The organism is Pseudomonas sp. TE21435, from assembly GCF_056279265.1.
In genome coordinates this window covers 1,713,911-1,727,340 of sequence record NZ_JBWBQZ010000001.1, presented here as the reverse complement: position 1 = coordinate 1,727,340, position 13,430 = coordinate 1,713,911, and the positions used below count along the sequence as shown (strand labels likewise).

The window sequence follows — 13,430 nt, the reverse complement described above, 5'->3', positions numbered from 1 at the left end:
CCGGACGAGGCGGGTGTCCATTCTACCCGCAGATGCTAGCGCAGCCCAGCCAGCATCAGGTCGAGGTTCTGCACGGCGGCGCCCGACGCGCCCTTGCCCAGGTTGTCGAACACCGCGGTCAGCAGCACCTGGCCGTGCTCGGGGTTGGCGTACAGGGCCAGGCGCAGGTCATTGCTATCGTTCAGCGCCTGCGGGTCGAGCGCCGCGGCCGCGCCATGCTGGTGCAGGGGCATGACCTGCACGTGCCGGGCACCCTGGTAGTGTTGTTCCAGGCAGGCTTGCAACTGCTCGGCGCTGACGCCGGGCAGCAGGCGCAACTGCAGGGGGATGCTCAGCACGATGCCCTGGCGGTAGTCGCCGTAGCCAGGGACGAACACCGGCCTTGCGCTGAGCCCGGCGTGTCGCTGGATCTCCGGCACATGCTTGTGGGCCAGTTCCAGGCCGTACAGCTGCAGCGTCGGCAGGTAATCATCGCTGCGCCGTTCATGGCGCTCGACGGCGGCACGGCCACCGCCGGAGTAGCCGGAAATGGCATGGATGCTCAGCGGGTAGTCGGCGGGCAGCAGGCCGGCCTTGACCAGCGGATGCAGCAGGGCGATGGCACCGGTAGGGTAGCAGCCGGGGTTGCTGACCCGGGTGGCCGTGGCGATGCGCTCGGCCTGCTCGGCGTTCAGCTCCGGCAGGCCGTAGACCCAGCCTGGTGCTGTACGGTGCGCCGAGCTTGCGTCGATCACCCGCACCGCCGGGTTGCGCAGGGTGGCCACGGCCTCGCGGGCGGCTTCGTCGGGCAGGCAGAGCAGGGCGATGTCGGCGCTGTTGATAGCCTCGCTGCGACGCGCCGGGTCCTTGCGCTCGGCCTCGGGCAGGGTTAGCAGGCGCAAGTCATCGCGGCCTTGCAGGCGGGCATGGATTTGCAGGCCGGTGGTGCCTTGGTCGCCATCGATGAAGACGAGGGGTTGGTGCATGTCGAATATCCGGTGACGAGGGTGATGGCTAATCCTCGCCGCTTACTGGACGAAAGAAAATTTGAATATCATGATGGTCACGTTCAGTAATCCTGAATTGATAGCCGCTCCTGCGAGATCCCATGCGAGAAATCAGCCTCGACCGCCTGCGCACCCTGGTGGTGATCGCCGACTGCGCGTCCTTCGCGCAGGCCGCACGCCAGCTCAACCTGGCGCCCCCGACCATCAGCCTGCATGTGGCCGAACTGGAGGCGCGCATCGGTGCCCCATTGCTCACCCGCACGCGCGGCCAGGTTCGCCCCACGACCGTCGGCGCGACGCTGCTGGCCCGCGCCCGGCGCCTGCTGGCCGATGCCGACCAGGCGCTGGACGAGGTGCGTCGCCAGGTCGAGGGCCTGACCGGCCGGGTGCGCCTCGGCGCCTCGACCGGCGCCATCGCCCAGCTGTTGCCCCAGGCCCTGGAAACCCTGCGGGTGGACCACCCCGGGATCGACGTGCAGGTCCAGGTGCTGACCTCGCAGGCCTCCCTGGCGCGTCTGCGCGAAGGCACCCTGGACATCGGCCTGGTGGCGCTGCCGCAGGTGGCGGGCAAGGGCTTGAGGATCACGCCGTGGCGGCGCGATCCGATCATGGCCTACGTGCCCGCCGACTGGCAGCCGCCGGCGCGGGTCACCCCGGCTTGGCTGGCCGGTAGGGCGCTGATTCTCAACGACAGCACCACCCAGCTGTCGCGGGTCACCTCGGAGTGGTTCGCCACGGCGGGGCTGTACCCCGAGCCGCGAATCGAGCTGAACTACAACGATGCGATCAAGAGCCTGGTGGCCGCCGGGTACGGCGCCACCTTGCTGCCGCAGGAAGGTGAGGTGCGTCAGCCGCAGGCGCGCATTGCCCAACGGCCGCTGCGGCCAGGTTTGTGGCGCCAGCTGGGCATCGCCTGCCGCGAAGGTGAGGTGGAGCGGGCGACCGGGCATGTACTGGAGGCACTTGGGCGGTTGCGCCAGTGACATTTTCAAGGGTCCTGCGGATCGTGCCCCAACGATTGCAGAAACAATGAGAACAGCTCCGGTTGCGACGAGATGTCCAGCTTGGCGTAGAGGTGCCGGCGGTGCACCTTGATGGTCTCCGGTGAAATGGCCAGCCGCTCGGCCATGGCTTTCGATGAATAACCGCGCAGGATAAGCCGGGCGATCTCCAGCTCGCGCTCCGACAGCACCTTGGCACCGAACAGGCTCATGGCGTCGCGCACCTGGTGGGCCATGCCCGCCGCTGGCGCCGGGCGCAGGCTGTGCTGCTGCCAGTGCTGGGTCATCAGCGCGACCACCCACGGACATACCAGCGCCAGCAGGCCGTGGCTGGCGCTGTCGAACCGTTCGCGCCGGCCCAGCGACAGGGACAGGGCGCCGCTGTCGCCGAGCTGGACGATGAACTGCACCTCGTCCTCCAGGACATGGTCGTGGAAGTACTTGAGGTAGTACTCGCTCTGGCGGAACTGGTCCGGCGCCACTTCTTCCAGGCGATGCAGGCCATCGCCGATGCACTCCTGGCAGGCCTGGTAGAACGGGTCGAGCTGATACAGGCCACTCAGGTACAGGGCCATGGCCTCGGGGTTGCCTTCACCCCGCGCGTCGAAAATTTCCAGTGCCCGGGGCAGCCCGGTACGGGGGTAGAACATCGCCAGGGCATTGTCGAATGCCAGCCATTGCTGCAGCAGCAGGAGCAACTGGCGCCAGAAGCGCGGCTGGCCGATCTGCTCGACGGTGCGGGCAAGGCCAGCGTGGGCGCTGGCTTCGGTGAACAGGTGGTGCATGGGCCCCCGTGGCTTACGCCAGTTGCAGGTCAGGTATATCGCAGATTTCCCGATCGCAATGGGTGCGTGGGAGCGGGCTTGCCCCGCGATGGCGTCGGATCAGGCAACCCTGAGTCATCGCGGGGCAAGCCCGCTCCCACAAGTTTCGACCTGCGATTGCGCAGTCTCGGGAGGTTTCCCGCTCCCCGTCAAGAGGCGTACCCCCTAAGGGTAATTGGCCGAAGGCTTGCCCAGGCCTACAGTCCGGCCCAGGTCCAGCGGCCGCGCGACCGGTTTTCCCCTCACAACCAATAACAATCAGAGGAAAAACGCCATGAGCTCCAGCGAAGAGCCCGCAAGCGCGCTCAAGCAGCGCCTGGGTGTGTTCGACGTGGTCGCCATCACTGTTTCCGCGGTGACCCCGGCCAGTTCCGTGTTCGTCATTGCCCCGTTCGCCATCCAACAGGCCGGCAGTGGTGCGTTTCTGTCCTTCATCATGGCCGGTGCGCTGGCGTTGATGTTCGCCTGGTGCTACGCCGAACTGGGGCGCGCGCACAGCTCTGCCGGCGGCGAGTATGTGTACGCCAAGCGCGTGTTCGGCGGGCTGGCGGGCTATGCCACCTTTCTCACCGTGCTGGCCTCGATGCTGTTCATTCCGCCAGTGCTTGCAGGTGGCGCCGCCACCTACCTGAACAATGCCCTGGGCACGCGTTTCGACACCCAGACCGTGGCGCTGGTGATCGTCGTCTCCAGCTATGCGCTGGGTATTCTCAACATCCGCCTGAATGCCTGGATCACCGGGGTGTTCCTGTTCTGCGAGGTCGCCGCGCTGCTGGTGATCGTGATTCTGGGGTTCGGCAATGCCAGCCAACCGGCGGCGAGCCTGTTGCAGCCGCAGATGCTCGAGCAAGGGGTGCTGACGGCGGCACCCTGGGCACTGGTGCTGGGCGCGGTGGGCATGGCGCTGTTCGCCTTCAATGGCTATGGTGGCGCTGTGCTGCTGGCTGAAGACATGAAGGACCGTGGCCGCACCGTGCACCGGGCGGTGCTGTGGTCACTGGCGGTGGTGGTGGCGATCGAGGTGATCCCGCTGGCCGCGCTGCTGATCGGCGCGCCGTCGCTGCAGGCGATGCTGGCCAGCGGCGATCCGATCGGCTACTTGCTGACCGCCCATGGCAACGAGACCCTGGCACGGCTGGTCAGCGCGGGGATCTTCCTCTCGGTGTTCAACGCCATCGTGGCCATTGTCATCCAGGTCGGCCGGGTGGTGTACAGCAGCGGGCGCGACGCGATCTGGACGCCCACGTTCAACCGCGCCTTCACCCTGATCCATCCGCGCTGGGAGTCGCCGTGGCTGGCCACGCTGTTCCTCGCCGTGCCGTCGGCCTTGCTGAGCCTGTCCGGCAGCCTGGAGGAACTGACCTCGTTCACCGTGCTGCTATTGCTGCTGATCTACCTGGTGGTGGCCGCATGCGCCCTGTGCAGCCGGGTACTGCGCCGCGACCGCGAGCATCCGTACCGTATGCCGCTGTGGCCGTTGCCGGCGCTGCTGGCGGTCAGCGGCGCCGGCTGGCTGCTGGTGACCCTGCTGCGCGAGGCGTCCCTGCGCGACCTGTTGATCATCCTCGGGCTGCTGGCCGTGTCGGTCACGCTGTACAGCACCCACGGCCGGCTCAGCCCGACCTTCCAGAAATTGTGAGCATCCAAGGAGTACACATGCGTGCGCGTCAACTGGGCATCACCCTCGGCCACGGCACCCCGGGCCCGTTCAATGCCATCACCGACGTACCGGGGGTGCGGGTCGGCCACAGCACCCTGATCGACGAACACCGCCCGGCGCCGATCCGCACCGGGGTGACGCTGATCGAGCCCCGCGCAGGCGCGGCTCGTCAGCAGCCCTGTTTCGCCGGCTGCCACGTGCTCAACGGCAACGGCGACGCCACGGGCCTGGAGTGGATCCGCGAGGCCGGTTTGCTGACCACGCCGATCGCCATCACCAATACCCACAGCGTCGGCGTGGTGCGCGATGCGCTGATCGCCGCAGAGCGTGAGCGCCTGCCGGACGAGGCGGTGTACTGGTGCATGCCGGTGGTGATGGAAACCTACGATGGCCTGCTCAATGACATCTGGGGCCAGCACGTGACCCCGGCGCAGGTGCGTCAGGCACAGGAAGCGGCCATCTCGGGGCCGGTGCAGGAAGGGCCGGTGGGCGGTGGCACGGGGATGATCTGCCACGAGTTCAAGGGCGGCATCGGCACCGCCTCGCGGCGCCTGGAGGACGGGCAGGGCGCCTGGACCGTAGGCGCCCTGGTCCAGGCCAACCATGGCCAGCGGCGCGAGTTGCGGGTGGATGGCTACCCGGTGGGGCGTCAGCTGGGGCATTTGCCGTCGCCTTTCGCCGAACCTGTGACCGGCACCCCGGGGATGGGCTCGATCGTGGTGGTGATCGCCACCGACGCGCCACTGCTGCCACATCAGTGCCAGCGCCTGGCCCAGCGCGCGTCGATCGGCATCGCCCGTACTGGTGGCGGCACCGAGGACTCCAGCGGCGATATCTTCCTGGCGTTCTCCACCGGCAACCAGAATCTGCCGCCGGCGGACTATGCACGCAAGGGGCTGGAACAATGCACCGAGTTGCGCATGCTCAACAACGACCATATTTCGGCGTTGTTCATGGCGGCGGCGGAAGCGGTGGAGGAGGCGATCGTCAATGCCTTGCTGGCGGGACGCACGATGCAGGGCAAGGGAGGCGTGGTGGTGCCGGCGCTGGACGGGGATACCTTGCTGACGGCATTGCATGAAGCCGGTTGGAAACCTCGCGACTAGCGTGGTGGCCATCGCGGGGCAAGCCCGCGATGGCCTCGTCGGCACCTACTGGCGAACGCCTGCCAGGGCGCTGCTGGTGCTGCGCGAAACGCGCAAGGCCACCAGGCTACCGACCACGATCAACCCGGCCAGCGCATACAGCGCCGCATCGGTCGAGCCGGTCTGGTCCTTGATGAAGCCCACCAGGTAGGGGCTGAGGAAGCCGGCCATCTGTCCCACCGAGTTGATGATCGCCAGGCCCGCCACGGCGGTGCCGGCGGTGAGAAGCGCGGTCGGCATCGGCCAGAACATCGGCAGTCCGGTCAGCGCGCCCATGGTGGCGATGGACAGGCCGAGGATGGCGATGGTCGGGTGGGCGGCGAAGTTCACCGCGATCAACAGACCCAGCGCCCCCATCAGCATCGGTACCACGAGGTGCCAGCGGCGTTCGTTGCGCAGGTCCGCCGAGCGGCCGACGACAATCATGAACACACCGGCCAGCAGGTATGGGATGGCGCTGAGCCAGCCGATCAGCAGGGGGCTGTCGAAGCCCATGTTCTTGATGATCGACGGTAGCCAGAAGTTGATGGCATAGACACCGCTCTGGATGCAGAAGTAGACGAAACCGAAGGTCCAGATCAGCGGGTTGCCCAGCACCGACATCACGCTGTCGCCGCGGGTGGCCGGCTTGCCGGCGGCGTCGGCTTTCAGGTCCGCCTCGATCAGCTGGCGTTCGGCCGGGCTCAGCCAGCGGGCGCTCTGGTAGCCGTCGCTGAGCAGCACGATGGCCAGCGCGCCCAGCACGACGGTGGGCAAGCCCTGGATCAGGAACATCCACTGCCAGCCGGCCAGGCCGTGCTGGCCCGCGGCGAAGTGGTCGAGGATCCATCCGGAGAACGGCCCGCCCAGCAGCCCGGACACCGGGATCGCCGACATGAACAGGGCCATGATGCGGCCGCGCCGGTCCGCCGGGAACCAGCGCGAGAGGTACAGCACCACGCCCGGGAAGAAGCCTGCCTCGGCGGCGCCGGTCAACAGGCGCAGGGTGTAGAACTCGGTGGGGGTGGTGACGAACAGCAGGCAGGTGGACAGGCTGCCCCAGGCGATCATCATCAGCGCGATCCAGCGCCGCGGCCCGAAGCGGTTGAGCGCCAGGTTGCTGGGCAGGCCGCAGAGCACGTAGCCGATGAAGAAGATGCCGGCGCCGAGGCCGTACACGGTTTCGCTGAATTTCAGTGCGTCGAGCATCTGCAGCTTGGCGAAGCCGACGTTGACGCGGTCGAGGTAGTTGAACAGGTAGCAGATGAAAATGAACGGGATCAGCCGCAGGGTGATGCGCCGGTAGAGCGCGTTGCGGGTGATCTCGTTGCCTTGGTCAGGGGCGGGGCTGTGTGCCATGATCGGGTTCTCTGTTGTTATGGTTGTCACCGCGTCGCCTGTGCCGGCGCTCGCCTGGAAAAGTCTCGGGCAGTGTAGCGCGGCTGTCTTTGTGCTTTTGCACAGCTTCAGGCATGGGCTGCTGTGCCCCCGACCAAAGCCCAGGCCCCGCACGAAAGGTATCTGCACTCGCCCATACTGCGTTGAAACGGGGCTCGGAATGCTCATGTACTCCAGTACACTGCGCTTCCTCCCCCCCGTTTCGCCTTGTCTGGCCTTCGCGCAGACACATTTCGTACAGAGCCTGAGGATTCTTAAATGTTCGAGCTGGACCACGACCTGGCCCAGGACATCGTCGACCGGGCGATGGCCATCCTGCCGTGCAACGTCAACGTGATGGACAGCCAGGGGCTGATCCTGGGCAGTGGCGAGGCCGAGCGCATCAACACCCGCCACGAAGGCGCGCAGCTGGTGCTGGCCAACGGGCGCATCGTCGAGCTGGACGTCGAGGCGGCCAAGTGCCTCAAGGGCGTGCAGCCCGGCGTCAACCTGCCATTGATGCTTGATGGCCGGCTGATCGGCGTGCTCGGCCTGACCGGTGACCCGCAACAGTTGCGCACCTACGGCGAGCTGGTGCGCATGACCGCCGAGATGCTCCTGGCCCAGCGCCATCTGCAGGTGGAGCAGCAGTGGCGTCGCCAGCGCTGCGACGACCTGCTGGCACTGTTGCTGGGCGGCAGCGGCGACTCGCCGCGGCTGGTCGATGAAGCCCGGCAACTGGGGCTCAAACCGAACCTGCCACGCATTGCCTGCCTGTTCGAGTTGCGTGGCGGCCCGCCCGCCGAGGCGCTCTCGGCCTGGCTGATGAGCCGCTACCCGGACAGCTGGTGTGTCAGCCCTGCGCGCCAGTCGCTGCTATGGTGCCGGCCGGCCGGCGTGCCGCTGGACGAACCGCGCCTGCTCGAACGCCTGCAGCGCCACGGCTGGGACGTCGAGCGCCTGGCCCTGGGCAGCCCGGCGCAGAGCCTGGAGCAACTGCGCCGCAGTTACCGGCGGGTGCGCGACCTGCTGGCTTACGGCCGTGAGGTGCTGCCCGACGAGCGCCTGCTGAGCCTGGCCCGCTATCGCCTGCCGGCGCTGCTGTGGCGGCATCGCAACGACGATGCGCTGGACGAGCTGCTCGAACCCTTGCAGCGCATTCGCGCCAAGGATGCCAGCGGGCAATTGCTGCTCACCTTGCGCGCCTGGTGCGCCCATGAGGGGCAGAGCCAGGCCTGCGCCGAGGCGCTGGGTATCCACCGCAACAGTTTGCGCTACCGGCTGGAGCGCATTGCCGAGGTGGGGGAGGTGGATCCGTTGCGCATGGAGGGGATGCTGAGCTTGTACCTGGGGTTGCAGCTGTTGCCGGCGGACTGACGGCTGGCAAAGGCATTCGCCCAAACAACCGCCCCTGGGTTTTGTGCATCCGACCGAGGCCAGTGCACCGCGCACCTGTCAGCATGCGCGGAACAGGACAGGAGAATCCCCATGAAAATCGTCATCGCCCCCGATTCGTTCAAGGACAGCCTCGATGCCTCCGGCGTCGCCCGCGCCATCGCCAGCGGGCTGGCCGAAGTGTGGCCGGCTTGCGAGCGCATCGAATGCCCGATGGCCGATGGCGGTGAAGGCACCATGCAGGCGATCGTCGCCGCCAGTCAGGGCGAGCTGCGCCGCCAGGTGGTGCGCGGCCCGCTGGGCGAGCCCGTCGAGGCCGGGTGGGGTTGGCTGGCCGAGAGCCGCACGGCAGTGATCGAGATGGCCCAGGCCAGTGGCATCCAGCTGGTGCCCAACGGGCAGCGCGACGCTTGCCGCAGCAGCACCTGGGGCACCGGCGAGCTGATCGCCGCGGCGCTGGCGGCCGGCGCTTCGCGGATTGTGCTGGCCATCGGCGGCAGCGCCACCAATGACGGCGGCAGCGGCATGCTGCGTGCGTTGGGCCTGCGCCTGCTGGATGCCCGGGGCGAGCCGTTGGCCGAGGGTGGCCTTGCACTGGCGCAGCTGGCGCGCATCGACGCCAGCGGCCTGGACCCACGCTTGGCGCGGGTGCAGGTGGATGTTGCCGCCGATGTCGACAATCCGCTGTGCGGCGCCAATGGCGCCTCGGCGATCTTCGGCCCGCAGAAGGGTGCCAACCCCGAGCAGGTGCAGGCCCTGGACCAGGCCCTGGCGCGGTTCGCCGATCATTGCGCGGACGTGCTCGGCAAGGATGTGCGTGATGAGCCAGGCAGTGGCGCGGCCGGAGGCATGGGCTTCGCAGCCAAGGCGTTCATGGGCGCGCAGTTCCGCCCAGGGGTCGAGGTGGTCGCCGAGCTGGCCGGGCTCGATGCCCTGGTGCAGGGCGCGGATCTGGTAATTACCGGCGAAGGGCGTTTCGATGCCCAGACCCTGCGCGGCAAGACGCCCCTCGGGGTGGCGCGGGTGGCCAAGCGCCACGGCGTGCCGGTGGTGGTGCTGGCGGGCACGCTCGGTGCGGGCTACGAGCAACTGTATGGGCAGGGCATCGATGCGGCCTTCGCCCTGGCCAGCGGGCCGATGAGCCTGGAGCAGGCTTGTGCCGAGGCGGGGGCGTTGCTCAAGGCGCGGGCCGCGGATGTGGCGCGGTTGTGGCAGGTGGCGCGCCAAGGCTGACGGCTTCGGGTGTTCCTCTCAACGCTTGCAACGCCTGTCAGATCGAGCGCCGCCCGCGCGGCGCATCGCGGATGAATCCGCTCCTACATCTTTTGCAACGTGGCCATGCCTGATAGGCCATGGTTGATAGCCTTGTTGCTCGACGCGATTTTTCGGTGGGCATTGCTGCTGCCCCACCTGTCTCAAGCCTTGCGCCAAGGCTGGCAACCATGGCCTGACAGGTTCGGTACGTTGCAACAAGTGTAGGAGCGGATTCATCCGCGATGCGCCGCGCGGGCGGCGCTCGATCTGACAGGCACTGCAACTCTAACGTCGAGCATCCCGCCTCAGGCGGCGCTCCTTTCATGAATACGCAACAGCCCGACTCCACGCAGCAAAGCGCTGACGCTTTCAGCCCCTCCCGATGAATATTTATTTAGCCTCCTAATCAAAGCTTTGACATTCACTGCCTAGGCAGTAATATTTTCACACAATTGCCCGAGCAGACCGCCGATGTCCCATTTCACCCCGGAAAACTTCCAGACCTGCGCCATCGGCATGCTGCTCGGCCGCGCCGCGCTGCTCAAGGACCGCATCCTCGACTGGCACCTCGAAGCCGACGGCGTCACGGCCGCCCAGTTCAAGGTGCTGATCATCGTCACCCAGTACCAGGTCGATACCCCGGCCGAACTGTGCCGCTACCTGGGTCTGGACAGCGGCTCGATGACCCGCATGCTCGACCGCCTCGAGCAGAAGGGCTTGATCCTGCGCAACCGCTGCCCCGACGACCGCCGCCAGGTGCGCCTGGCCCTCACCGCCGACGGTCAGCGCCTGGCCGACCGCCTGCCCCAGGTCGGCGCGGCGGCAATGAACGAACTGGTCGGTGTGCTGCAGCCCGAGGAGCTCAAGACCCTTGAGCAACTGCTCGCCAAAGTCCTGCTCAGCGCCGGCGACCCCCTGACGATCCGCCGTTTCGGCGATCGTTGATCCCAGTCACGCATTTTCCAAGGTATTGTCATGGCCACTCCCGCTGACACCTCCACCCCGGCACCCGCGCCTGACAACTCGGGCAAGCGCAAGGCCTGGCTGCTCGCCCTGTTGCTGATCCTGATCCTCGCCGGGGCCGGCACCTGGGCCTGGTACAGCCTGGTCGGGCGCTGGCACGAAAGCACCGACGATGCCTACGTCAATGGCAACGTCGTGGAAATCACCCCGCTGGTGACCGGCACCGTCACCAGCATCGGCGCCGACGATGGCGACCTGGTGCATGCCGGCCAGGTATTGCTGCGCTTCGACCCGGCCGACAGCGAGGTTGCCCTGCAGGCTGCCGAGGCCAAGCTGGCGCGTACCGTGCGCCAGGTGCGCGGGCTGTACAGCAATGTCGACTCGCTCAAGGCGCAGTTGCAGACCCGCCAGGCCGAGCTGCAGAAGGCCCAGCAGGACTACAACCGGCGCAAGGTGCTGGCCGACAGCGGTGCCATCGCCGCCGAGGAAGTCGCCCACTCCCGTGATGACCTGACCGTGGCCCAGGCCGCCGTCAACAGTGCCCGCCAGCAACTCAACACCAGCACCGCGCTGGTCGACGACACGGTGGTCTCGTCGCACCCGGAAGTGATGGCCGCCGCCGCCGACCTGCGCCAGGCCTACCTGGACCATGCCCGCACCACGCTGGTGGCGCCGGTCACCGGCTATGTCGCCAAGCGCACCGTACAACTGGGCCAGCGCCTGCAGCCGGGCACCGCGACCATGGCGGTGATCCCGCTGGACGAGGTGTGGGTCGACGCCAACTTCAAGGAAACCCAACTGCGCGACATGCGCATCGGCCAGCCGGTGGAAATCACCGCCGACCTGTACGGCAGCGAAGTGACCTACTCCGGCACCGTCGACAGCCTCGGCGCCGGCACCGGCAGCGCCTTTGCCCTGTTGCCGGCGCAAAATGCCACCGGTAACTGGATCAAGATCGTCCAGCGGGTACCGGTACGCATCCATCTGGACCCTGAACAGCTGAAGACCCATCCGCTGCGCATCGGCCTGTCCACCGTCGCCGAAGTCGACCTGCACGACCAGAGTGGCCCGGCACTGGCCCAGCAACCGCCGCAGCAGGCCAGCTACACCACCGAGGTGTACGACCGCCAGCTGGTCGAGGCCGATGACCTGATCGCCCGGCTGATCCACGAAAACAGCGCCACCGGCAAGACGGCCCAGCGATGAGCCAGGCGGCCGCCGCGCAGTTCACCCCGCCGAGCCTGCTGTTGACCACGATCGGGCTGTCCCTGGCGACGTTCATGCAGGTGCTCGACACCACCATCGCCAACGTGGCGTTGCCGACCATTTCCGGCAACCTCGGCGTGAGCTCGGAGCAGGGCACCTGGGTGATCACCTCGTTCGCGGTGAGCAACGCCATCGCGCTGCCGCTGACCGGCTGGCTGAGCCGGCGTTTCGGCGAAGTGAAGCTGTTCATCTGGGCCACGCTGCTGTTCGTGCTGGCGTCGTTCCTGTGCGGTATCGCCCAGTCGATGCCCGAGCTGGTGTTCTTCCGGGTGCTCCAGGGCGTAGTAGCTGGCCCGCTGTACCCGATGACCCAGACTCTGCTGATTGCCGTGTATCCGCCGGCGAAACGGGGGATGGCCCTGGCGTTGCTAGCGATGGTCACGGTGGTCGCGCCGATTGCCGGGCCGATCCTTGGCGGCTGGATCACCGACAGCTATAGCTGGCCGTGGATCTTCTTCATCAACGTGCCGATCGGCCTGTTCGCCGCCGCCGTGGTGCGCCAGCAGATGCGCACGCGCCCGGTGGTCACCAGCCGCCAGCCGATGGACTACATCGGCCTGCTGACCCTGATCGTCGGTGTCGGCGCCTTGCAGGTGGTGCTGGACAAGGGCAACGACCTGGACTGGTTCGAGTCGTCGTTCATTGTCATCGGCACGTTGATCTCGGTGGTGTTCCTGGCGGTGTTCGTCATCTGGGAGCTGACCGACCGCCACCCGGTGGTCAACCTGCGCCTGTTCGTGCACCGCAACTTCCGTATTGGCACCCTGGTGCTGGTGGGCGGGTACGCGGGGTTCTTCGGCATCAACCTGATCCTGCCGCAATGGCTGCAGACCCAGATGGGCTACACCGCCACCTGGGCGGGCCTGGCGGTCGCGCCGATTGGCCTGTTGCCGGTGCTGATGTCGCCGTTCGTGGGCAAGTACGCGCACCGTTTCGACCTGCGCCTGCTGGCCGGCATCGCCTTCCTGGCGATCGGCACCAGCTGCTACATGCGCGCCGGCTTCACCAACGAGGTGGACTTCCTGCACATCGCCCTGGTGCAGCTGTTCATGGGCATCGGCGTGGCGTTGTTCTTCATGCCGACCCTGAGCATCCTGCTGTCGGACCTGCCACCGCACCAGATCGCCGACGGTTCGGGGCTGGCGACGTTCCTGCGCACCCTGGGCGGCAGCTTCGCCGCGTCGCTGACCACCTGGATCTGGATACGCCGGGCCGACCAGCATCATGCCTACCTCAGCGAGCACATCAGCACCTTCGAGCCGGCCACCCGCCAGACCCTGGAACAACTGGGCGGTGCCAGCCCGCAGAACTACGCGAAGCTGGAGCAGATCCTCAACAGCCAGGCGTACATGATGTCGACGGTGGACTACTTCACCTTGCTGACCTGGGTGTTCGCCGGGTTGATCCTGCTGGTGTGGCTGGCCAAGCCACCGTTCACGGCCAAGGCCGCGCCGGCGTCGGCGGGGCATTGAGAGCAACCTGCGGGGGCGGCCCGACAAGCCCCCTTTTGCGGTGGGGCCGCAGGTTTTCAAATGATGGCATTTCCCCTAATCTTGTAGGTCTTTTCCGGACTACTTGGC

General features: G+C 67.2%; 11 protein-coding genes. 8 read left to right on the top strand and 3 right to left on the bottom strand.

All coding sequences use genetic code 11. The features are described 5' to 3' along the window. Positions 1-35: 35 nt before the first annotated feature. Positions 36-965, bottom strand: coding sequence for an N-acetyl-gamma-glutamyl-phosphate reductase (gene argC, locus ACZ9C1_RS07775; RefSeq protein ID WP_277504618.1), 930 nt, complete (start codon positions 963-965; stop codon positions 36-38). A 122-nt stretch (positions 966-1,087) separates the two neighbouring features. On the opposite strand from argC, the gene ACZ9C1_RS07770 reads away from it, so the two are divergent. Then, a complete protein-coding gene (locus ACZ9C1_RS07770) occupies positions 1,088-1,969 on the top strand; it encodes a LysR family transcriptional regulator (RefSeq protein WP_476253838.1) in 882 nt (293 codons plus the stop codon). Between the two features lie 5 nt (positions 1,970-1,974). On the opposite strand, the gene ACZ9C1_RS07765 is transcribed toward ACZ9C1_RS07770, so the two are convergent. Beyond that, entirely contained in the window at positions 1,975-2,772 is a 798-nt protein-coding gene (locus ACZ9C1_RS07765) for a helix-turn-helix transcriptional regulator (RefSeq protein WP_277504616.1), read from the bottom strand. A 313-nt stretch (positions 2,773-3,085) separates the two neighbouring features. Here ACZ9C1_RS07765 and ACZ9C1_RS07760 point away from each other — a divergent pair, with 313 nt between their 5' ends. Next, entirely contained in the window at positions 3,086-4,450 is a 1,365-nt protein-coding gene (locus tag ACZ9C1_RS07760; RefSeq protein WP_277504614.1) for an APC family permease, read from the top strand. A gap of 17 nt (positions 4,451-4,467) precedes the next feature. Continuing rightward, positions 4,468-5,577 (top strand): DmpA family aminopeptidase, encoded by a 1,110-nt coding sequence (locus ACZ9C1_RS07755; protein ID WP_277504612.1) that lies wholly within the window; start codon positions 4,468-4,470, stop codon positions 5,575-5,577. Positions 5,578-5,622: 45 nt separating this feature from the next. Here the strand turns inward: ACZ9C1_RS07755 and ACZ9C1_RS07750 are convergent, their stop codons facing one another. After that, the gene (locus ACZ9C1_RS07750; protein ID WP_198754259.1) at positions 5,623-6,954 is read right to left on the bottom strand and encodes an MFS transporter; all 1,332 of its coding nucleotides are present in this window, start codon (positions 6,952-6,954) and stop codon (positions 5,623-5,625) included. Between the two features lie 297 nt (positions 6,955-7,251). Here ACZ9C1_RS07750 and ACZ9C1_RS07745 point away from each other — a divergent pair, with 297 nt between their 5' ends. The 5 genes from ACZ9C1_RS07745 (at position 7,252) to ACZ9C1_RS07725 (ending at position 13,322) form a co-directional block, all read left to right on the top strand. Continuing rightward, entirely contained in the window at positions 7,252-8,349 is a 1,098-nt protein-coding gene (locus tag ACZ9C1_RS07745; RefSeq protein WP_139670461.1) for a sugar diacid recognition domain-containing protein, read from the top strand. 111 nt (positions 8,350-8,460) lie between these two features. Further along, positions 8,461-9,600, top strand: coding sequence for a glycerate kinase (locus ACZ9C1_RS07740; protein ID WP_457378611.1), 1,140 nt, complete (start codon positions 8,461-8,463; stop codon positions 9,598-9,600). A 492-nt stretch (positions 9,601-10,092) separates the two neighbouring features. Continuing rightward, the gene (locus tag ACZ9C1_RS07735; protein ID WP_038706300.1) at positions 10,093-10,566 is read left to right on the top strand and encodes a MarR family winged helix-turn-helix transcriptional regulator; all 474 of its coding nucleotides are present in this window, start codon (positions 10,093-10,095) and stop codon (positions 10,564-10,566) included. A gap of 30 nt (positions 10,567-10,596) precedes the next feature. After that, positions 10,597-11,790: an HlyD/EmrA/EmrK family protein gene (locus ACZ9C1_RS07730; protein ID WP_102682404.1), complete on the top strand. Its 1,194-nt coding sequence runs from the start codon at positions 10,597-10,599 to the stop codon at positions 11,788-11,790. Continuing rightward, positions 11,787-13,322 carry a DHA2 family efflux MFS transporter permease subunit gene (locus ACZ9C1_RS07725; protein ID WP_476253837.1) on the top strand — a complete coding sequence of 512 codons (1,536 nt, stop codon included), beginning with the start codon at positions 11,787-11,789 and terminating at the stop codon, positions 13,320-13,322. Before ACZ9C1_RS07730 ends, ACZ9C1_RS07725 begins: the two co-directional genes overlap by 4 nt. Positions 13,323-13,430 lie beyond the last annotated feature (108 nt).

Bases quoted from the DNA above. Each gene is read 5' to 3' on its own strand.
- ACZ9C1_RS07740 (WP_457378611.1), top strand. From the start codon at position 8,461: ATGAAAATCGTCATCGCCCCCGATTCGTTCAAGGACAGCCTCGATGCC.
- ACZ9C1_RS07765 (WP_277504616.1), bottom strand. From the start codon at position 2,772: ATGCACCACCTGTTCACCGAAGCCAGCGCCCACGCTGGCCTTGCCCGC.
- argC (WP_277504618.1), bottom strand. From the start codon at position 965: ATGCACCAACCCCTCGTCTTCATCGATGGCGACCAAGGCACCACCGGC.
- ACZ9C1_RS07730 (WP_102682404.1), top strand. From the start codon at position 10,597: ATGGCCACTCCCGCTGACACCTCCACCCCGGCACCCGCGCCTGACAAC.
- ACZ9C1_RS07750 (WP_198754259.1), bottom strand. From the start codon at position 6,954: ATGGCACACAGCCCCGCCCCTGACCAAGGCAACGAGATCACCCGCAAC.
- ACZ9C1_RS07755 (WP_277504612.1), top strand. From the start codon at position 4,468: ATGCGTGCGCGTCAACTGGGCATCACCCTCGGCCACGGCACCCCGGGC.
- ACZ9C1_RS07735 (WP_038706300.1), top strand. From the start codon at position 10,093: ATGTCCCATTTCACCCCGGAAAACTTCCAGACCTGCGCCATCGGCATG.
- ACZ9C1_RS07745 (WP_139670461.1), top strand. From the start codon at position 7,252: ATGTTCGAGCTGGACCACGACCTGGCCCAGGACATCGTCGACCGGGCG.
- ACZ9C1_RS07760 (WP_277504614.1), top strand. From the start codon at position 3,086: ATGAGCTCCAGCGAAGAGCCCGCAAGCGCGCTCAAGCAGCGCCTGGGT.
- ACZ9C1_RS07770 (WP_476253838.1), top strand. From the start codon at position 1,088: ATGCGAGAAATCAGCCTCGACCGCCTGCGCACCCTGGTGGTGATCGCC.
- ACZ9C1_RS07725 (WP_476253837.1), top strand. From the start codon at position 11,787: ATGAGCCAGGCGGCCGCCGCGCAGTTCACCCCGCCGAGCCTGCTGTTG.